The sequence below is a fragment of the Glutamicibacter sp. AOP12-B1-11 genome (assembly GCF_052379245.1).
Lineage (GTDB): Bacteria > Actinomycetota > Actinomycetes > Actinomycetales > Micrococcaceae > Glutamicibacter.
The window spans coordinates 40533-60866 of sequence record NZ_JBQSYL010000008.1 but is presented as its reverse complement, the minus strand read 5'-3'; the positions used below and the strand labels follow the sequence as shown (position 1 = coordinate 60866).

Below are 20334 nucleotides of genomic sequence, written 5' to 3'. Positions count from 1 at the left end.
GGTGCCCAATCAACGCGGGGTGCACCCCGGCATTTTCGCGCTGGTCAACAAGCTGGGCGCGCAGGGGGAACTGAGCCCGGCCGAGCACGCGCGCTGGCGGGCCGGAAACGACTGGTACAACGCGGCCTACCCGAATCCGAGCCTCAGCGACCCGCAGGTCTACGACCGGGCGCTCAACCCGGGCGCGGCCGCCTGGTTCAAGCACGGCGCCGTGCACCTGCTGGCGCGCGTGGAGCCCTACCTGCTGCTGCTCGATGCGCACCAGATCCGTTGGGAACGGCTGGAAACTGCCGATCCGGGCCGCATCGTCTACGAGGACCCGGTGCAGGTGATCGCCGCCGGCGGGCCCCGCGGCTAGAGCGCCGCGAGCCCGTCCTTGATGGCCTTGCGGATGCGCTTCTCGCTGACCGAATAGGCGGTGCCCAGCTCCTGGGCGAACAGCGAGATGCGCATCTCCTCGAGCATCCACTTCACCTCGCGCAGCCCGGCCGGGGTGCGCGCGCCCTCCGGCACCCGCCCCAGCGCGCCGTCGTAGTCGTCCTCCAGCTTCTGGATCACCGTCAGCGACTGCCCGTCGCGGGTGACCGCCCCGGAATTGAGCTTCACCAACCGCGATTCGATGCCCGCCAGGTAGCGCGGCAGGCGCATCAGGTGCGCGGCCCCGGTGGCGGCGATGAACCCGGGGTAGATCAGCTGCTCCAGCTGCGAGCGGATGTCGCTGACCGCGGCGTACATCGCCAGCGACTTGGTGGACTTCAGCTGATTCGCCACCCGGGTCGCGGCGCCGAACACCTGGGAGATCACCGAGGTGATCGAGAAGACCGTGTCGATCTGCTCGGCGCGCACGGTTTCGAAGAGCTTCTCATAGCCCGCCTCATCCATCGGTAGCGCCTCGGGCACCAGCTTGTCCACCGCGGCCATGGTGCAGTCGGCGATCAGCTCGTCGATCGACCCGTGCGGGTTCTGGCTGAACGCCAGCCGCTCGGCATTGCTCAGGTGCCCGATGACGAACTTCGCCGCCGGGGGCAGGCGCAGCATCAGCAGCCGGATGATCCCGGCCCGGTGCGCGGCATCGCGTTCGGCCGCGGTGCGGTAGACGCTCAGCGCCGCATCCCTGCCGGCGTCGTGCAGCCCCGGATAGGCGGTGATCTCCTGGCCCATCACCGTGGTGGTGACCTGGGCCGGCAGCGCGTTCCCGGCCGTGCGCAGCTTCGGCCAGCCGGTCAGCCCGCGCTGGTCCCACTGCCCGGAGCCGGGCGCCGACTTCGGAGCCTTGGCCGGCGGGGTGCCCTTGGATCCCTTCGCGCCCTTGGCCTGCGCCGGGGCCGCGGCGCGCACGGTGGCGGGGGAGTTGACCTGGCTGGACAGCGCGGCCCGGTTCGCCGCGGCCAGCTTGTACTGCAGGGCGGAGAGGTCATCGCCGTGCCCCAGCAGCTTTCCGGCGGCGTCCACCACCTCGAAGCCGAAGCGCAGGTGCGCGGGCAGCGCGGAGAAGTCGAAGATCGCCGGGTCCACCACGATGCCGCGCAGCCGGCGCAGCACCAGCGCCAGGGAAACGGCCAGGTCATCGGTGCCGGGATCAAAATCCGCGTCGAGCATGGCCAGCGCCTGGCCTGCCACATCCGGGGCGGGCACGAAGTTCTTGCGGATCGCCTTGGGCATGGAGCGGATCAGCGCGGTGAGCAGCTCGTGGCGCAGCCCCGGGATCAGCCAGGCGAAGCGCGCCGGATCGAGCTGGTTGAGGAACACCACCGGCACCTGCAGGCTCACCCCGTCCCCTTCGGCGTCGGCGGCGGCCGGGTTGTACTCGTAGCTCAGCGGCAGCGCGATGGACCCGTGGGACCAGGTGCGCGGGAACGCGGTCTCATCGAGCTGCTGTGCGTCGCCGGCGAGCACCGCGGCCGGATCGAAGTCCAGCAGGCCCGGATCCTTGGCCGCCGCGCGCTTGAACCAGCGGTCGAAGTGCCGCTCGGAGACCACCTCTTCGCCCAGCCGGGCATCGTAGAAGTCGAACAGGTCCTCGTCGGAGATGCGCAGATCGTGGCGGCGCATCCGGGTTTCGAGCTCCTCCACCTCGGCGAGCACCGCCCGGTTGCGCGCGAAGAACTTGTGGTGGGTGCGCCAGTCGCCCTCCACCAGCGCATGCCGGATGAACAGTTCGCGGGCCAGCGGCTTATCCACCCGCCAGTAGTGCATGCGGCGCTTGAGCACGATCGGCAGCCCGAAGAGCGTGACCTTCTCGTAGCCCATCACCGAGCCCATTTTCTTGGACCAGTGCGGCTCGGAGTAGCTGCGCTTGAGCAGATTCGGGGCGAGCTCCTCCACCCAGGCGGGGTCGATGACCGCCGCGGTGCGCGCCCAGAGCCGGGAGGTCTCCACCAGCTCGGCGGCCATCACCCAGGTCGGGGACTTCTTGAACAGCGCGGAGCCGGGGAAAATCGAAAAGCGCCCGCCGCGCGCGCCCTGGTAGTCGCGTTTGCGCTCGTCATAGAGCCCGATATGCCCCAGCAGCCCGGACAGCAGCGACTTGTGGACCTGATCCTCGTTGGCCGCCGGGTCCACCGGGGCCGCGGCGACGGTGATGTCCAGCGACTTGGACAGCTGGCGCAGCTGGGTGAACAGGTCCTGCCATTCGCGCACCCGCAGGTAGTTGATGTGCTCGGCCTTGCACAGCCGGCGGAAGGCCGAGGAGGACAGCTCCTTCTGCTGCTCCTGCAAATAGGCCCACAAGTTCAGCAGCCCGATGAAGTCGGACTTCTCATCGGCGAAGCGCTTATGCAGTTCGGCGGCGCGTTCGCGCTGCCCGGTGTCCTCGCTGGGCCGCTCGCGCGGATCCTGGATGCTCAGCGCGGCGGCGAGCACCATCAGCTCCTTCGCCACCCCGCGCTCCGCGGACTCCAGGATCATCCGGCCCAGGCGCACGTCCAGCGGCAGTTGGGCGAGCTTGCGGCCGATCTGCGTGACCTGCGCGCGCTTGTCTTCGCCCAGTGCGCCCAGTTCGCGCAGCAGATTCACCCCGTCGGAGATCGCCCGCGCGTCCGGCGGCTGCACAAAGCCGAAGTCGGCCACGTCGGCGGCGGTGGCCACCACGCCCATGGAGATCATCTGCAGGATCACGCTGGCCAGCGAGGTGCGCAGGATCTCGGGGTCGGTGAATTCCGGGCGCGCGGCGTAGTCCTCTTCGGAGTACAGCCGGATCGCGATGCCCTCGGAGACGCGCCCGCAGCGGCCCGAACGCTGATTCGCGCTGGCCTGCGAGACCCGCTCGATGGGCAGGCGCTGGACCTTGGTGCGGTGCGAATAGCGCGAGATGCGTGCGGTGCCGGTGTCGATCACATATTTGATGCCCGGCACGGTCAGCGAGGTTTCGGCCACGTTGGTGGCCAGGATCAGCCGCGGCGCGGACCCCGGGTGGAAGACCCGGTGCTGTTCGGCCAGCGAGAGCCGGGCGAACAGCGGCAGCACCTCGTAGCGCGGCAGCCGCTTGTTGCCGGCCACCATCGCGCGCAAGGCATCGGCTGCGTCGCGGATCTCGCGCTCCCCGGAGAAGAAGATCAGGATGTCTCCCGCCTCCTCGGCGGACAGTTCGCGCACCGCGTCGGTCACCGCATCCAGCGGGTCGCGGTCGTCTTCCAGCGCGTTCGCATCCGCCTCGTCCGGCTCTTCGCCGCCGGCCTCCAGCGGCCGGTAGCGGATTTCCACGGGGAAGGTGCGCCCGGAGACCTCGAGGATCGGCGCGGGCACCAGCGCACCTGCAGCATCGAGGGTGCCGAAGTGCGCGGCGAAGCGTTCGGGGTCGATGGTCGCGGAGGTGATGATGATCTTCAGCTCCGGGCGCTGGACCATGATCTGCTTGAGGTAGCCGAGCAGGAAGTCGATGTTCAGGCTGCGCTCGTGCGCCTCGTCGATGATGATCGCCGAGTACTTCTTCAGCAGCCGGTCGCGCTGGATCTCGGCGAGCAGGATGCCGTCGGTCATCACCTTCAGCTTCGTCTGGCGCGAAACCTCCCCGGTGAAGCGCACATGGAAGCCCACCTCGTCGCCGATGCTCGTGCCCAGCTCCTCGGCGATGCGCTCGGCCACGGTGCGCGCGGCCAGCCGGCGCGGCTGGGTGTGCCCGATCATGCCGTGCTTGGCCAACCCGAGCTCGAGCAGCATCTTGGGCAGCTGGGTGGTCTTGCCGGACCCCGTTTCGCCGGCGATGATCACCACCTGGTTCTGGCGCACCGCATCGAGGATGTCGGCGCGGCGGGCAGAAACGGGAAGGGCTTCGGGATAAGAAATGGTGAGGGCCATGATGTGCCCATTCTATTCCGGCCAGGCGGCTGCCGGCAGACACCGCGACTCAGCGCGCCCGCGGGGGCGCAAAACCGGCCGCGCGCCGGCAAAAACCCTTGATCTGCGTCACAGTGCGGCGAAGTCAATTTTTAAATCCGTCCACCGAAATGCCGGCAGCCTCGCTGGCCCGAATACGGATTCGCGCCCGAGAGCACGCCAAATGCCCACTTGTGTCCGGCATTGGCCGAATCAAGGGGCAAACGTCTTTGGCATCACCGGGTTCATCGGCGAAGTGAGGTCTTTCACATGTAAGATCGTGGGTAATCACCTGCACGTGGTTCGGGCAGTTCCCGGTTCGCTTGTCTTCGCCGATGAGCTGGCTACCGGGCCAACGCGCACAGGGACATCACTCGCACAGGGAACATGTTGAAAGGATCACCATGAAGCGATTCACAGCTTTGAAACTAGCCGCAGTGGCTGCCACCGGCGCCTTGGCGCTCACCGCCTGCGGCTCGGACACCGGCAGCGAGGGTTCCGGCGACGGCGGAGCCGCCGCCGAGGGCCCGGTCAAGATCGGCATTTTCCAGTATGTCTCGCACCCATCCCTTGACGCCGTCACCAAGGGCTTCAAGCAGGGCATGGAAGACGCCGGCTACACCGGCGACAAGATTTCCTACGACGACAACAACGCGCAGGGCGACCAGGCCACCAACGCCTCGATCGCCGGCAAGCTCGCGGCCGACAGCGACATCGACCTGGTCTTGGCGATCGCCACCCCGTCGGCGCAGGCCGCGGCCCAGTCGATCACCAGCATTCCGGTGCTCTTCTCCGCGGTCACCGATCCGGTGGACGCGAAGCTGGTGGCCTCCAACGAGGCTCCGGGCGCCAACGTCACCGGCACCTCGGACAAGAACCCGGTCAAGGAGCAGCTGGAACTGCTCAAGACGCTCTCCCCGGATGCGAAGAAGGTCGGCATCGTCTACTCCTCGGGCGAGGCGAACTCCGCCATCCAGGTCCAGTGGGCCGAGGAAGCCGCCGGCGAGCTCGGCCTGACCATCGAGAAGTCCGCCATCTCCGCGCCTTCCGAGGTGCAGCAGGCGGCCAACTCACTGGACGTCGACGCCTACTACGTGCCCACCGACAACGCGGTAGTCTCCGCGCTGGAAGGCCTGCTGCAGACCGCGCAGGGCAAGAAGGTCCCGGTGATCGCCGCCGATGGTGACTCCGTAAAGCGTGGCGCCACCGCCACCTACGGCATCAACTACGAGAAGCTCGGCGAGCAGACCGCGATGATGGCGGACAAGCTGCTCAAGGGCGAGGCGGAACCGGCCACCATGCCGGTGGAAACCCTCACCGAGGTGGAGCTGTACCTGAACGAAACCGCCGCGAAGAAGATCGGCATCGAGTTCTCCGCGGAACTGAAGTCCGAGGCGGTCGAAACCTACTAGGGCCAAAGCACCACCCACCTGCGAGGAAGGCGAGGCGAGCACGTAGACGCCTCGCCTTCCTCGTGACCAAGAACTTTCCCACAACTCAAGGATCCAATTATGATCACAGCGGTTGAACTCGGGCTCATCTACGCCCTGATGGCGCTCGGGGTATATCTGACGTTCCGCATCCTGGATTTCCCGGACCTCACCGTCGACGGCAGCTTCACCACCGGTGCCGCCGTCGCCTCGGTGGGCATCGTGAACGGGATGAACCCCTGGCTTGCCACGCTGCTCGCCTTCTTCGCCGGCATGGTCGCCGGCGCGATCACCGGCCTGCTGCATACCAAGGGCAAGATCGACGGCCTGCTCGCCGGTATTCTGACGATGATCGCCCTCTATTCGATCAACCTGCGCATCATGGGCAAGGCGAATACGCCGCTGCTCGGCGAGGACACGCTGATCAGCCCGCTGCGCACGGCGGGAATTCTCGGCTCCGCGGGCTCGATCCTGATCCTCTTCGCCGTTGCACTGATCTTCGTGGCCGCGATCGTCTGGTTCCTGCACACCGAAATGGGCATGGCGATGCGCGCCACGGGCGATAACCACGAGATGATCCGCTCCTTCGGGGTGAGCACCGATAACCAGAAGATCCTGGGCCTGGCCCTGTCCAACGGCTTTGTCGCCCTCTCCGGCGCGGCGATCGCCCAGTACCAGGGCTTCGCCGATGTCGGCATGGGCATCGGCGTGATCCTGATCGGGCTGGCCTCGGTGATCGTCGGCCAGGCCATCTTCACCCAGCGCTACATCTGGCTGGCCGCGCTGGCCGTCGTCTTCGGCGCGGTCATCTACCGGCTGGTCATCCAGTTCGCGCTAGTCGCCGGGCTGGAGGTCAACGACATGAAGCTGATCTCCGCGGTGCTCGTGGTGGTGGCGCTGCTGCTGCCGAAATGGAAGGGCTTCCAGAAGATCGTGAAAACCTTCAAACGCAAGGATTCGGACGCCGCGCCGATCCAGGAAGAGGTGCGCAGCAATGCTTGAAATTTCCAACCTCTCACGGACCTTCTTCCCGGGAACCGTCAACGAGCGCAAGGCGCTGCGCAATATCAACCTGAACCTCGGACCCGGCGAATTCGTCACCGTCATCGGGTCCAACGGGGCGGGCAAGTCCACGGTGCTGAACATGGTCGCCGGCAAGCTCTTCCCGGATACCGGGACGGTCACCGTCGACGGCAAGAACGTCACCAAGATGGCCGACTACACCCGCGCCAGGTACATCGGCCGGGTCTTCCAGGATCCGATGGCCGGCACCGCGCCGACGATGACCATCGAAGAGAATATGGCCCTGGCGCACGCCCGCGGCCGCTTCCGCGGTTTGGGCATGGGGGTGGGCGCCAAGCGCCGGAAGCTGTTCGTCGAGGAGCTCAAGTCCCTGGAGCTGGGGCTGGAAAAGCGCTTGAAGACGAAGGTCGGGCTGCTCTCGGGCGGCCAGCGCCAGGCGCTCAGCCTGCTGATGGCCACCTTCTCCAAGCCGAAGATCCTGCTGCTCGATGAGCACACCGCCGCGCTGGATCCGCAGCGCGCGGCCCTGGTCTCGCGGCTGACCAACGAGATCGTGCAGCGCCATGCGCTGACCACGCTGATGGTCACGCACAATATGGAACAGGCGCTGGCCCTGGGCACCAGGCTGATCATGATGCATGACGGGCAGATCATCCTGGACCTCGACCAGGAGGCGAAGAGCAAGATGACGGTCAAGGGCCTGCTGGGCGAATTCGAGAAGATCAAGGGCGCGCAGCTCGACGATCGCACGATGCTGCAGTAGCTTTTTCTTGGCTTTTGCCTCCGCTGGCCGCCGGTGTTCCCTGTAGTTCAGGGTTCGCCGGCGGCCATCGGTGCTTTAACCGGACAACGCGGCGGCGCGGGGCGTACTAGGGTTGGAGCGGTTGATGTTTCCCGCTCGCGGCTTCCGCAGCCCCGGCGAGCACCGCATGAAAGGTCCAGGTGGATAGATGGCACGCAGGCAGATTCCGGTGATCGCGCTGACCGGATACTTGGGGGCCGGCAAAACCACCGTGCTCAATCACCTGCTGCGCACCCCGGGGGCGCGCATCGGGGTGGTGGTCAACGATTTCGGGACCATCAACGTCGACGCCGGGCTGATCACCGGGCAGGTGGACGCCGCGCAATCCATCGCCGGCGGCTGCGTGTGCTGCCTGGACGACTCCGGGGGGCTGGATGAGGCCCTGTCCAGGCTCGCCGCACCGCGGCTGCGGCTGGACGTGATCATCATCGAAGCCAGCGGGGTGGCCGAGCCGCTGTCCCTGGCCCGGCTGATCCGCTTCAGCCAGGCGAAGAACATCCGCCCCGCCGGGCTGATCGAGGTGGTGGATGCGGCGAACTACTTCGAGACGGTGGACACCCATGCCGATCCGCCGGCGCGTTTCGAGGCCGCCTCGCTGGTGGTGCTGAACAAGCTCGACCAGCTGGAGCAGGAAGCCCACCCGGGCGCGGGCCAAGCCGACGTCCTTGAGCGCATCACCGAGCGCATCGCCCTGCGCAATCCGCGCGTGCCGCTGGTGCACGCGGTGCGCGGGGCCATCGACCCGGAGCTGGTATTCGACGTGGCGCTGGCCGAAGACCCCGAGGACCAGCTGCCGCTCGGCGCGCTCATGCGGGCCGAACACGGCTCGCACACCCACCAGCATGCCGCCTCGGTGAGCGTGACCGCCGGCGCACCCATCGCCGCCGGCGCGCTGCTGGACCTGCTCGAGCGCCCGCCGTCCGGGGTCTACCGGCTGAAGGGGATCGTCCAGGTGGCCACGGCCCGCGGCGCGAAATCCTGGGCGGTGAATCTGGTCGGACGCCATATCCATGTGGCCGCGCATCCTTCAAGCGATGCTGCGGGGCTGGTGGCCATCGGCGTCGGGATCGATGAACATCTGGTGCGCGGAGCGCTAGCGCAAACGCTGCGGCCGGCACAGGGTCCGGACGCGGAAGGGATGCGCCGGCTGCAGCGCCATGCCCGGCTGAGCGCCTGAGCGCCAGCCTGCCGAGGCGGGGCAGCGATCGAGCGAGCGCGGGGAAAAGAAAAAGGCCCCGCGACTGCGGAACCTTTTTGCTGGTGCCCCTGAAAGGAATCGAACCTTCGGCCTTCTGCTCCGGAGGCAGACGCTCTATCCACTGAGCTACAGAGGCATGTTGCTGGGCAACAGGAAAAATACTATCAGGTGAAAGCGCCATCTGCGCAATTGGCCCGGCGGCGCGCCAACGCGGGTGATGCCTGCAGCATCACAGGGGGCAAAGTCATCAATGCCCAAGATGCCTGCGAAAAACCGCTATTCTTGAACGGTGACTCCTGAAGAACTCTCCGCTGCCATATCCGCATGCCTGACGCAGGCCGTAGCCGCCGGCGAAATCGCCGTCGAGGTACCCGACACCGTGCGCGTCGAGCGACCCAAAAGCCGTGAGCACGGCGACTGGGCGACCAACATCGCGCTCCAACTGGGCAAGAAGGCCGGCATGGCCCCGCGCGACTTCGCGCAGATGCTGGTGCGCCGGCTTTCCGAAGTCCCGGGCGTCGGCGCGGTGGAGATCGCCGGACCCGGCTTCCTGAACATCACCGTGGACGCGGCGGCCGCCGGCGAGCTGGCCCGCTCCATCGTCGAGGCCGGGGCGGGCTTCGGGCACAACCAGGCGCTGGCCGGGCACGTGGTCAACATGGAATTCGTCTCCGCCAACCCCACCGGCCCGCTGCATATCGGCCACACCCGCTGGGCGGCGCTGGGAGACGCGATCGCCCGCGTGCTGCGCGCCTCGGGCGCCGAGGTGACCAGCGAGTACTACATCAACGACGCCGGCAACCAGATGAACGTGTTCGCCCGCTCGGTGTACAACCGCATGCATGGCCTGCCGGTCCCCGAGGGTGGCTACCCGGGGGAGTACATCAAGGAACTGGCCGACATCGTGCAGGCCGCCGCCCCGGAACTTGCCGAGCAGGACGAGGCCACCGCGCTGCCCAAGCTGCGCGAACTGGCCTACACCGCGCAGCTGGCGGACATCAAGTCCACGCTGGCTGACTTCGGCGTGCACTTCGACGTGTTCTACTCCGAATCCACCCTGCATGAGGGCGGTGCGGTGGCGGACGCCGTCGCCCGGCTGCGCGAACAGGGCCACATCTTCGATCTGGAGGGCGCGGTCTGGCTGCGCACCACCGACTTCGGCGACGACAAGGACCGGGTGCTGATCCGCGCCAACGGGGAACCGACCTACTTCGCCGCCGACGCCGCCTACTACCTGTCCAAGAAGGACCGCGGCTTCAGCGAGAAGATCTACCTGCTCGGAGCCGACCACCACGGCTACGTCAACCGGCTGAAGGCCATCGCCGCCTGCGCCGGGGACGACAAGGACAAAAACATCGAGGTGCTGATCGGCCAGCTGATTTCCGTCAACGGGGCCAAGCTCTCCAAGCGCGCGGGCAATATCATCGAGCTGCGCGATTTGATCAACTGGATCGGCGCCGACGCGCTGCGCTACTCGCTGGCCCGCTACCCGGCCGATTCGCCGATCGCGCTGGATCCGGAGCAGCTGAAGAAGAACACCAACGACAACCCGGTGTTCTACGTGCAGTACGCCCACGCGCGCTCCTTCGGCGCCTCGGCGAACGCGGTCGCCAAGGGCGTCACCCGTGAGAGCTTCGACGCGGCGCTGCTCACCGACCCGAGCGAGAACGAACTGCTGGCCGTGCTCGGCCAATTCCCCTCGGTGGTCGCCGGGGCCGCGCAGTCGCGCGAGCCGCATCGCATCGCCCGCTATGTGGAGCAGGTCGCCGGGGCCTACCACTCCTGGTATGCGGCCACCCGCGTCACCCCGCTGGGCGACGAGCCGGTGCAGGAAGTGCACCACACCCGGTTGTGGCTGAACGACGCCACCACCCAGGTGCTGGCCAACGGACTCGGACTGCTGGGCGTTTCGGCCCCGGAGAGGATGTAATTCTTATGACCGCTTCACCACTGGCTCCGGCCTGGCTCAGTTTCCCCGCCGACCCCAACGCGCTGCGCGAGGTGCAGTGGGCCTCCGGAGTTTCCCGCGATGCCCACGGCGAGCTGGCCGTGCAGGGCGTGGCGGTCTCGGAACTGGCCAGGGAATTCGGCACCCCGCTGTTCGTGCTGGACGAAAACGACTTCCGCGCCCGCGCCCGCGGGTTCAAGACCGCCTTCGATGCCGCCTTCGCGCAGCTGTGCGGCGCGGTGGACGTGTACTACGCCGGCAAGGCGTTCTTGTGCACCGAGGTGGCCCGCTGGGTCACCGCCGAGGGATTGCGCCTGGACACCTGCTCCGGCGGCGAGCTCGCGGTGGCCCAGGCCGCCGGAGTGCCCGGGGCGAAGCTGTCGCTGCACGGGAACAACAAGTCCGTGCCGGAGATCGCCCGCGCCCTGCACATGGGCGTGGGACGCATCGTCATCGACTCGCTGGACGAGCTGGAACGCGTGATCTTGGTCGCAGCCGCGGAGGGGGTCACGGCGCAGGTGATGCTGCGCCTGACCCCCGGGGTGCACGCCTCCACCCACGAGGCCATCGCCACCGCGCACGAGGACCAGAAGTTCGGGCTGTCCATCCAGCCCGGGCCCACCGGCACCTCCCCGGCGCTGGCGGCCATCGCCCGCGCCCTGGAGGCCCCGGGCATCAACCTGCTCGGCCTGCACGCGCATATCGGCTCGCAGATCTTCGACGCCGAGGGCTTCGCCATCGTGGCGCGCACGATGCTCGGCATCCTCGCCGAGGTGCGCGAACGCCACGGGGTCACGCTGCCCGAACTGGATCTGGGCGGCGGCTACGGCATCGCCTACACCGAGGCCGACCACCCCTCCACCCCGGCGAAGCTCGCCGGGCAGATGGCCGAGGTGGTCGCCGCGACCTGCGCGCAGCTGGGCATCGACTGCCCGCGCCTGTCCATCGAACCGGGCCGCGCCATCGCCGGGCCCTCGACCTTCACCCTCTACGAGGTGGGCGTGCGCAAGGACGTGTTCGTCGAGGACGGGGCCGGGGGCACCGCGCCGCGGCGCTACGTGTCGGTGGACGGCGGGATGAGCGACAATGCCCGGCCGGTGCTCTATGACGCGGATTACAGCGCCGTGCTGGCCAACCGTGTGACGCAAAGCGACGCGATTATTTCTCGCGTAGTTGGGAAACACTGCGAGTCGGGTGACATAGTCGTGAATGACGTTTACCTGCCCGAGGACGTAGCCGCCGCCGATTTGCTGGCGGTTCCGGGCACCGGCGCCTATTGCTGGGCGCTGTCGAGCAACTACAACTACCTGACCCGTCCGGCGGTGGTTGCGGTGCGCGACGGCCAAGCCCGTCTGATCGTGCGCAGGGAAACCGAATCCGATTTGTTGGCCCGTGACATGGGAGTTTAAGTGAGCGGTGAAAAAAGCCTGAAGGTCGCCCTGCTGGGTTGCGGCACGGTAGGTGCCCAGGTGGCACGAATCCTGATCGAGGACAGCGGCGCCCTGGCGGCCCGCTCCGGCGCGAGTTTGGAACTGACCGGGATTGCCGTGCGCAACCTGGAGGCCAAGCGCGATGTGCAGCTCGACCAGCAATTGTTCACCACCGATGCCAATGCGCTGATCGACGGCGCCGACGTGGTGATCGAGCTGCTCGGCGGCATGGAGCCGGCCGGGGAGTACATTTCCCGGGCGCTGGCCCGCGGGGCCAGCGTGATCACCGGGAACAAGGCGCTGATCGCCGCCCGGGGCGCCGAATTGAACGCGCTGGCCGCCGCCTCCGGCGCCCAGCTGCGCTACGAGGCCGCGGTGGCCGGGGCGATTCCGATCCTGCGCCCGATCGCCGATTCGCTGGCCGGGGACCACATCACCAAGGTGATGGGCATCGTCAACGGCACCACCAACTTCATCCTCGACGCGATGGACACCACCGGCGCCGCCTTCGACGACGTGCTTGCCGAAGCCCAGGCGCTGGGTTATGCCGAGGCCGATCCGACCGCCGACGTGGGCGGGCACGATGCCGCCGCGAAGGCCGCGATCCTCGCTTCGCTGGCCTTCCACACCACCGTCTCCTCGGACCAGGTGCACACCGAGGGCATCACCGAGGTGACCGCCGCCGACGTATCCGCCGCCGCCGCGGCCGGCTACGTGATCAAGCTGCTGGCCATCGCCGAGAAGTCCGAGCAGGGCATTTCGGTGCGCGTCTACCCGGCGCTGGTAAACCGCAACCACCCGCTGGCCACCGTGCACGGTGCGTTCAACGCGGTGTTCGTCCAGGCGCAGAACGCCGGGGACCTGATGTTCTACGGCGCAGGAGCCGGCGGCAACGCGACCGCATCGGCCGTGATGGGCGACGTAGTCGCCGTCACCCGCCAGCTGGCCGCCGGGGCCCCGCTGCCCAATGGCTCCGCGGATGCCGCCGCGAGCCTGATGGACTTCTCCGCGATCACCACGCGCTACTGGATCGGCTTGACCGTCTCCGACGAGCCCGGAGTGCTCGCGCGCATCGCGGCGATCTTCGGCGAGCATGGGGTCTCCATCGAATCCATGAACCAGCAGGCGGCGCTGCCGGATGCGGCAGCCCAGCTGCGCATCCTCACCCACCAGGGCACCGAGGCCGCGCTCAGCTCCACCGTGGCGGCGCTCACCGCGCTGGACGCGGTGGATTCAGTCCTATCCGTAATGCGAGTTGAAGGAAACTAAGTGGCGCATCAGTGGCGTGGAGTCATCCGCGAATATGCCGACCGGCTGCCGGTCGATGAGAACACCCAGGTCATCACGCTCGGCGAAGGCGGGACCCCGCTGGTCTTCGCCCCGGCGCTGAGCGAATTGACCGGATCGAGCGTCTATCTCAAGGTCGAGGGCATGAACCCGACCGGCTCCTTCAAGGACCGCGGCATGACCATGGCGATGACCGCCGCGGTGGCCGCCGGCGCCAAGGCCGTGGTCTGCGCCTCCACCGGCAACACCTCCGCCTCCGCCGCGGCCTACGCCACGCAGGCCGGGCTGAAGTGCGCGGTGCTCGTCCCGGAGGGCAAGATCTCCATGGGCAAGATGTCCCAGGCGATCGCGCACGGCGCGGACATCATCCAGATCGACGGCAACTTCGACAACTGCCTGGACGTGGCCCGCAAGCTCAGCGAGAACTACCCGGTGTTCCTGGTGAACTCCGTGAATCCGGCGCGCATCGAAGGCCAGAAGACCGGCGCGTTCGAGGTCGTCGACTTCCTCGGCGACGCCCCGGACTACCATGTGCTTCCCGTCGGGAACGCGGGCAATATCACCGCCTACTGGAAGGGCTACAAGGAGTACGCGGCCGAGTACACCACCCAGGCCGGCGGCAAGCTGCCGGCGGTCTCCACGAAGACCCCGATCATGTGGGGCTTCCAGGCCGCGGGCGCCGCGCCGATCGTGCTGGGCCACCCGGTCACCGAACCGGACACCATCGCCACCGCGATCCGCATCGGCAACCCGGCCAGCTGGGAGCAGGCCGAGGCCGCGCGCGATGAATCCGGGGGACAGATCGATTCGGTGACCGACGAGGAAATCCTCGCCGCGCACCGCTGGCTCTCCTCCCGCGAGGGCGTGTTCGTGGAACCTGGTTCCGCCGCCGGGGTTGCCGGGCTGATCAAGCACCACGGCGCCGGCAACGTGCCCAAGGGCAAGAAGATCGTCATCACCGTCACCGGCCACGGCCTGAAGGACCCGAACTGGGCCCTGCAGAACCCGGACGGCACCACGGTGGAACCGACCAAGGTCGGCTTCGACGTGGTCGAAGTTGCCACCGCCCTGGGCCTGGCCTAAAAAATGCAGCATCGGCCCGCCGCATCATCCCTCGATGCGGCGGGCCGAGCACTATCCGAGCCAAGATTGATACGCCGATGAACCCCGAACTTCTCGAAGGAACCATGACGCAGCAGATCGCCCTGGGCCAGCACCTCATCGTGGCCCCTCCGGCCACCAGTGCAAACCTCGGCCCGGGCTTCGACTCGCTGGGCCTGGCGCTGGAATACCGCGACCGCCTCGAAATCCGCACGGTAGAGCAGAGCTCCGTGACGCTGACCGGGCAGGGCGCGGACACGCTGCCCACGGACGAGTCGCACCTGATCATCGCGCAGATGCACGGCTACTGGAAGGCGCGCGGTTTCGCTCCGGTGGGCATCGAGCTGAAGGCGGAGAACAATATCGAGCATGCCCGCGGCATGGGATCCTCCGCCGCGGCCATCGTTGCCGCCTTCGCCGCCGCCGACGCCTTGCTCCCGGAAGATGCGCGCGGCGGCATCGACGCCATCTTCCAGGCCGCCGCCGCCTGGGAGGGGCACCCGGATAACGTGGCCCCGGCCGTGTACGGGGGATTGAGCATTTCCACCACCGATGCGGCAGGTAGCTTCACCACGGTGGCCGTGCCGCTGCACCCGGCGGTGCGCGCGGTGCTCGCCGTGCCCTCGAACGGGCTCTCCACCGAGGCCGCCCGCGGGGTGCTGCCGGCGCAGATCGACCACGCGCAGGCCTCGGCGAACTCCGCCAGCGCCGCGCTGCTCATCCACGCGCTGAGCAATGACCCAAGCCAGCTGCTCGGCGGAACCCGGGACTACCTGCACCAGGACTACCGGGCGGTGGCCATGCCCGAAAGCGCCGCGCTGCTGCGCGCCTTGCGCGGGAATTCGCTGGCCGCGGTGGTCTCCGGGGCCGGTCCCACGATCTTGACCCTGGTCTCCGATGAGGCCCAGCTGCAGGCCGCCCGCGCCGTAATCGAGTCATTCGCCACAGGATCTTCGGTGTCGTGGAGCATTAAAGTGCCCGAACTGGCCAAGAACGGTGTTACAGTAGAAGTGCTGTAACACTCACGGCAGACCGGATTGCTGAGCGCATTGCGCAGTAATGAATCCACTTGGCCAGTGTTGATCGGGCGAAATCGGTTTACCGAACTTTCGTTCGTCCAGCCGTTCCGGATCTTTTCTGCAGTTCGCAGCACCTCTGATATCCCACGTTTGTGCACTCCTCGTGCCGTCGAGATATCAACCTTTTAAGTCCAGCGTTTGCCTTACACAATCTTTTAGCGTGAGCGGCCTGGATGGCGTGACGACCATCGAATCTCGGTCGTGACGCCTATACATACGGCACAGTGGGTTGCTTGAACCAGCCCATCCTACGAGTCAGAAGGAACTTTCGTGACCGAAACCACAAGCCTCAACGAAGGCGTGGACACTAAGACTTCCGAAACCAAGAGCGCCGGCCTGGCCTCTTTGAAGATGACCCAGCTCCAGCAGCTGGCCTCCCAACTAGGCATTACCGGCGGATCGCGCATGCGCAAGGCCGATCTGGTGAAATCCATTGGCGATCATCAGCGCGGTGGCTCTGTAGCCTCCAAGGAAACCGGCAAGGAATCCGCCAAGGCAGCCAAGGCTCCGGCCAAGGAGCAGAGCGAAACCGCCGAAAAGGCTCCTGCGAAGAAGGCGGCGGCCAAGGCCCCGCGCGGTCGTCGCGCACCTAAGGCCGAGGCCGAAGCGCCAACTCAGGGCGAGGCTTCGACCCAGGCGGCAGCTCCGGCAGCTGCGGCAGAGCCGAAGACCGAGCAGGCCGAAAAGCCAGTGCGGGCACGTCGCACCTCGCGTCGCGTCACCGACTCGGGCAAGATCAGCGCTCCGGCAGCCGAAGGCGGCGAAACTCCGCAGCCAGCGGCCGAGCAGGCTCCGGCCGCGAAGGCCGAGCAGACGCAGGCTCCACGCCAGCGTCGTAACTCGCGTGCGAAGGCCGAACCGGTCGCCGCGGAGAACACCGAAGCCGCTGCGGAAGCCAAAGCAGATGCTGGCGCATCGGCCCCGGCCGCCGAGGGCGAAAACCAGCCGGAGGCCCGCGAAGAGCGGCGCGAACGCGGCAACCGCCGGGAACGCAATTCCAATCGTCGCGAGCGCAACGCCGACCGTGGCGAGCGCACCGAGCGCAGCGAGGCCGATACCGACCGCAACGATCGCGAAGAGCGCGGCGAACGCGGCAACAACCGCAACGAGCGTGAAGAGCGCGGCAACAACCGCAACGAGCGCGAAGAGCGTGGCGAGCGCGCCAACGACCGCAATGACCGGCGTGAGCGCAGCAACGACCGCAATAGCGACCGCAACAACGAGCGCAACGACGAGCAGGGCGCAAACGACTCCGAAGACCGCAATGAGCGTTCCAACGATCGCAATGACCGCAATGCCGAGCGCAGCGAACGCAACCGCAACCGCCGCGAACGCAACCGCGGGGACCGGAACGACCGCAGCGATCGTAGCGACCGCAATGATCGTAACGATCGCAACGACCGGAACAACCGCAACCGCCGCAACCGCCGTGATGACCTGGACGAGCCACAGCTGAGCGAAGACGATGTCTTGCTGCCGGTGGCTGGCATCCTGGACGTGCTGGAGAACTACGCGTTCGTCCGCACCTCCGGTTACCTGCCAGGCCAGAACGACATCTACGTCACCCTGGGCCAGGTCAAGAAGTACAACCTGCGCAAGGGCGATGCGATCGTCGGTGCGGTCCGCGCTCCACGCGATGGCGAAACCCCGAATCCGCGCCAGAAGTTCAACGCCCTGGTGCAGCTGACTTCGGTGAACGGCAAGAAGCCCGAAGACAACAAGGAGCGCGTCGAGTTCAACAAGCTCGTCCCGCTGTACCCAACCGAGCGCCTGCGCCTGGAAACCGATCCGAAGCTGGTCGGCCCACGTGTGATCGACCTGGTCGCCCCGATCGGCAAGGGCCAGCGTGGCCTGATCGTTTCGCCTCCGAAGGCCGGCAAGACCCTGATCCTGCAGGCTATCGCGAACGCGATCACCATCAACAACCCAGAAGTGCACCTGATGATGGTGCTCGTTGATGAGCGTCCCGAAGAAGTCACCGACATGCAGCGCACCGTGAAGGGCGAGGTCATCGCCTCCACCTTCGACCGTCCGGCAGATGACCACACCACCGTCGCCGAGCTCGCCATCGAGCGCGCCAAGCGCCTGGTGGAAATGGGCATGGACGTCGTGGTCTTGCTTGACTCGATGACCCGCCTGGGCCGTGCGTACAACCTGGCCGCTCCTGCTTCCGGACGTATCCTGTCCGGCGGTGTGGATTCGGCCGCGCTGTACCCGCCGAAGCGCTTCTTCGGTGCCGCCCGCAATATCGAGAACGGCGGCTCGCTGACCATTCTGGCCACCGCGCTGGTGGAGACCGGGTCCAAGATGGACGAGGTCATCTTCGAGGAGTTCAAGGGCACCGGCAACATGGAGCTGCGCCTTTCGCGCAAGCTCGCCGACAAGCGCATCTTCCCGGCGGTCGACGTCAACGAGTCCTCGACTCGCCGCGAAGAGCAGCTGATGAGCGCCGAAGAGGTGCGCATCATGTGGCGCCTGCGCCGGATGCTCTCGGGCATCGATCCGCAGCAGGCCCTCGAGGTGCTCACCGGCAAGATTCGCGAAACCGAATCGAACGCCGAATTCTTGATGCTGGTCAACAAGACCACTCCCAACAAGGATTAGCACCCCTGACCGCCATGGCGTTCAGGCAGTCGGCATTTCACGCCGACCGCCTGGACGCCATCGGCGCGTCACACGACATAGACTTTGACTACAGCGCGCGACGCACGATCCGTGGGCCGGGCAACGCATAACAGGAAGAACAGCCAACATGTTTGAATCCGTCAAGACGCTACTTGAGGAGCACGCCGCGATTCAGGCGGAGCTTTCAGACCCAGCAGTCTACGCCGACCAGGCCAAGGCCCGCAAGCTCGGACGACGTTCGGCTCAGCTCAAGGGCATCGTCGACGCGTACAACAAGTGGAAGCAGGCCACCGAGGATCTGGAAGCCGCGCAGGAAATGGCCGATGAGGATCCGGAGTTCGCCGAAGAGGTTGAAACCCTCAAGGTGGCCTTGCCCGAGCTGGAGGAGAAGCTGCGCCGCCTGCTGATCCCGCGCGACCCGAACGACGCACGCGACGTGATCCTGGAGGTCAAGGGCGGCGAAGGCGGCGACGAGGCGGCGCTGTTCGCCGCAGACCTGCTGCGCATGTACACCCGCTTCGCCGAGCACAAGGGCTGGAAGGTGGAGATGATCTCCTTCAACGAGTCCGATCTGGGCGGCTACAAGGACGCCCAGGTGGCGATCAAGGGCAAGTCCAACGACCCGGCCGAAGGCGTCTACGCGCAGCTGAAGTTCGAGGGCGGCGTGCACCGCGTGCAGCGCGTGCCGCAGACCGAGTCCCAGGGCCGCATCCACACCTCGGCCGCCGGCGTGCTGGTGCTGCCCGAGGTGGACGAGCCCGAAGAGGTGGACATCCACGCGAACGACCTGAAGGTCGACGTGTACCGTTCCTCCGGCCCCGGCGGGCAGTCCGTGAACACCACCGACTCCGCGGTGCGCCTGACCCACATCCCCACCGGCATCGTGGTCGCCATGCAGAACGAGAAGTCGCAGATCCAGAACCGGGAAGCCGCGATGCGCGTGCTGCGTTCGCGCCTGCTGGCCCACCAGCAGCAGATCATCGACGAAGAGAACTCCGCCGTGCGTGCCAGCCAGATCCGCACCATGGACCGTTCCGAGCGCATCCGCACCTACAACTACCCGGAAAACCGCGTCGCGGATCACCGCACCGGCTACAAGGCGTACAACCTGGATGCGGTGATGGACGGCGAGTTGGCTCCGGTGATCGAATCCTGCATCCAGCTCGATGAAGAAGAGCGCCTGGCGGCGCTGGGCGAACGCTAAGCGGCAAAGAGCCATAGCGTGGAGCAGCTGAATACCGCGCGGCGGGCCGCCGCCGCGGTTCTCTCCGACGCCGGGGTGCCAAGCCCCGGCGTCGATGCCGACCTCTTGCTGTGCTTCGTCACCGGGGACAGCCGTGCCGAGCTCAAATTGCGCGAGCTGCGCGGGGAAAACCTCGACGAGGCACAGTACGCACAATATCTGGACCTTGTAGACCGACGGGCGCGGCGCATCCCGCTGCAGCACCTGACCGGAGAGGGCCATTTCCGCTACCTGACCCTGCAGGTCGGGCCCGGGGTATTCTCGCCGCGCCCGGAAACCGAGTCGGTGGTGCAGGTAGGCCTGGACTTCATCGGCTCGCTACAAGGTTCACGTTGTGTAGACCTGTGCTCCGGGTCCGGGGCGATCGCCGCCGCGCTGGCCACCGAACTGAGCGCATCCACCGTGTGGGCGGTGGAACTCTCCGCCGAGGCGATCGGCTATACCCGGGCGAACTGCGAACCGCTGGGCGTGAGAGTCCTGCACCAGGACGCGGCGCAGCTGCCCGTTGCCCTGCACCGAACCATGGACCTGGTGATTTCGAACCCGCCGTACATCCCGCCCAACGCGATCCCGCGCGAGGTCGAGGTGCGCGAGCACGACCCGCAGATGGCGCTGTACGGGCTGGGCAGCGACGGGCTGCGGATCCCGCGGGAGGTTTCCGCCGAAGCCCTGCGGCTGCTGCGCCCGGGCGGCATGTACGTGATGGAACACGCGGAGGTGCAAGCCGCCAGCGCCGCCGCGATGCTGGCCGAACTGGGTTTCGAGGCGGTTACCGGGCACCAAGACCTCACCGGACGGGCACGAGCCACCAGCGGCCTTGCCCCGTTATCCTCCGACCGCATGAAAGAATAAAC

General features: G+C 67.1%; 14 protein-coding genes and 1 tRNA gene. 13 read left to right on the top strand and 2 right to left on the bottom strand.

Going from position 1 to position 20334, the window contains the following annotated elements:
* The first annotated feature begins 1 nt into the window (after position 1).
* On the top strand, positions 2–358 hold the full coding sequence (locus ACT3UQ_RS06400; protein ID WP_444615456.1) for a hypothetical protein: 357 nt from the start codon (positions 2–4) through the stop codon (positions 356–358).
* Here the strand turns inward: ACT3UQ_RS06400 and hrpA are convergent.
* A complete protein-coding gene (hrpA, locus tag ACT3UQ_RS06395; RefSeq protein ID WP_444636718.1) occupies positions 355–4296 on the bottom strand; it encodes an ATP-dependent RNA helicase HrpA in 3942 nt (1313 codons plus the stop codon). The two genes, ACT3UQ_RS06400 and hrpA, sit on opposite strands and share 4 nt — an antisense overlap.
* A gap of 422 nt (positions 4297–4718) precedes the next feature.
* Between hrpA and ACT3UQ_RS06390 the strand changes: the two genes are divergently transcribed.
* From ACT3UQ_RS06390 to ACT3UQ_RS06375, 4 genes are all read left to right on the top strand, one after another.
* Positions 4719–5726: an ABC transporter substrate-binding protein gene (locus ACT3UQ_RS06390; protein ID WP_105554281.1), complete on the top strand. Its 1008-nt coding sequence runs from the start codon at positions 4719–4721 to the stop codon at positions 5724–5726.
* A 99-nt stretch (positions 5727–5825) separates the two neighbouring features.
* Complete coding sequence (locus ACT3UQ_RS06385) at positions 5826–6746, top strand: ABC transporter permease (RefSeq protein WP_444636716.1); 921 nt, start codon at positions 5826–5828, stop codon at positions 6744–6746.
* Positions 6739–7530, top strand: a complete 792-nt coding sequence (locus ACT3UQ_RS06380; protein ID WP_105554279.1) for an ABC transporter ATP-binding protein — start codon at positions 6739–6741, stop codon at positions 7528–7530. Before ACT3UQ_RS06385 ends, ACT3UQ_RS06380 begins: the two co-directional genes overlap by 8 nt.
* Positions 7531–7717: 187 nt before the next feature.
* Positions 7718–8746: a CobW family GTP-binding protein gene (locus tag ACT3UQ_RS06375; protein ID WP_444636714.1), complete on the top strand. Its 1029-nt coding sequence runs from the start codon at positions 7718–7720 to the stop codon at positions 8744–8746.
* Between the two features lie 81 nt (positions 8747–8827).
* Here ACT3UQ_RS06375 and ACT3UQ_RS06370 read toward each other — a convergent pair.
* Positions 8828–8903: transfer RNA gene (locus ACT3UQ_RS06370), tRNA-Arg, on the bottom strand.
* A gap of 153 nt (positions 8904–9056) precedes the next feature.
* Between ACT3UQ_RS06370 and argS the strand changes: the two genes are divergently transcribed.
* The 8 genes from argS to prmC all read left to right on the top strand — a co-directional run bounded on the left by argS (position 9057) and on the right by prmC (position 20332).
* Positions 9057–10697 (top strand): arginine--tRNA ligase, encoded by a 1641-nt coding sequence (argS, locus tag ACT3UQ_RS06365; protein WP_444636712.1) that lies wholly within the window; start codon positions 9057–9059, stop codon positions 10695–10697.
* 5 nt (positions 10698–10702) lie between these two features.
* Positions 10703–12124 (top strand): diaminopimelate decarboxylase, encoded by a 1422-nt coding sequence (lysA, locus tag ACT3UQ_RS06360; RefSeq protein ID WP_444636710.1) that lies wholly within the window; start codon positions 10703–10705, stop codon positions 12122–12124.
* The gene (locus ACT3UQ_RS06355; RefSeq protein WP_444636708.1) at positions 12125–13414 is read left to right on the top strand and encodes a homoserine dehydrogenase; all 1290 of its coding nucleotides are present in this window, start codon (positions 12125–12127) and stop codon (positions 13412–13414) included.
* On the top strand, positions 13415–14515 hold the full coding sequence (gene thrC / locus ACT3UQ_RS06350; protein ID WP_444636706.1) for a threonine synthase: 1101 nt from the start codon (positions 13415–13417) through the stop codon (positions 14513–14515).
* 104 nt (positions 14516–14619) lie between these two features.
* Complete coding sequence (thrB, locus tag ACT3UQ_RS06345) at positions 14620–15552, top strand: homoserine kinase (RefSeq protein WP_105570136.1); 933 nt, start codon at positions 14620–14622, stop codon at positions 15550–15552.
* 330 nt (positions 15553–15882) lie between these two features.
* Positions 15883–18216: a transcription termination factor Rho gene (gene rho, locus ACT3UQ_RS06340; RefSeq protein WP_444636704.1), complete on the top strand. Its 2334-nt coding sequence runs from the start codon at positions 15883–15885 to the stop codon at positions 18214–18216.
* A gap of 148 nt (positions 18217–18364) precedes the next feature.
* Positions 18365–19441: a peptide chain release factor 1 gene (prfA, locus tag ACT3UQ_RS06335; RefSeq protein WP_105554272.1), complete on the top strand. Its 1077-nt coding sequence runs from the start codon at positions 18365–18367 to the stop codon at positions 19439–19441.
* Positions 19442–19459: 18 nt separating this feature from the next.
* Complete coding sequence (gene prmC, locus ACT3UQ_RS06330) at positions 19460–20332, top strand: peptide chain release factor N(5)-glutamine methyltransferase (protein WP_444636702.1); 873 nt, start codon at positions 19460–19462, stop codon at positions 20330–20332.
* Positions 20333–20334: the final 2 nt, after the last annotated feature.

Bases quoted from the DNA above. Each gene is read 5' to 3' on its own strand.
- ACT3UQ_RS06390 (WP_105554281.1), top strand. From the start codon at position 4,719: ATGAAGCGATTCACAGCTTTGAAACTAGCCGCAGTGGCTGCCACCGGC.
- ACT3UQ_RS06380 (WP_105554279.1), top strand. From the start codon at position 6,739: ATGCTTGAAATTTCCAACCTCTCACGGACCTTCTTCCCGGGAACCGTC.
- hrpA (WP_444636718.1), bottom strand. From the start codon at position 4,296: ATGGCCCTCACCATTTCTTATCCCGAAGCCCTTCCCGTTTCTGCCCGC.
- ACT3UQ_RS06375 (WP_444636714.1), top strand. From the start codon at position 7,718: ATGGCACGCAGGCAGATTCCGGTGATCGCGCTGACCGGATACTTGGGG.
- thrB (WP_105570136.1), top strand. From the start codon at position 14,620: ATGACGCAGCAGATCGCCCTGGGCCAGCACCTCATCGTGGCCCCTCCG.
- prfA (WP_105554272.1), top strand. From the start codon at position 18,365: ATGTTTGAATCCGTCAAGACGCTACTTGAGGAGCACGCCGCGATTCAG.
- ACT3UQ_RS06385 (WP_444636716.1), top strand. From the start codon at position 5,826: ATGATCACAGCGGTTGAACTCGGGCTCATCTACGCCCTGATGGCGCTC.
- lysA (WP_444636710.1), top strand. From the start codon at position 10,703: ATGACCGCTTCACCACTGGCTCCGGCCTGGCTCAGTTTCCCCGCCGAC.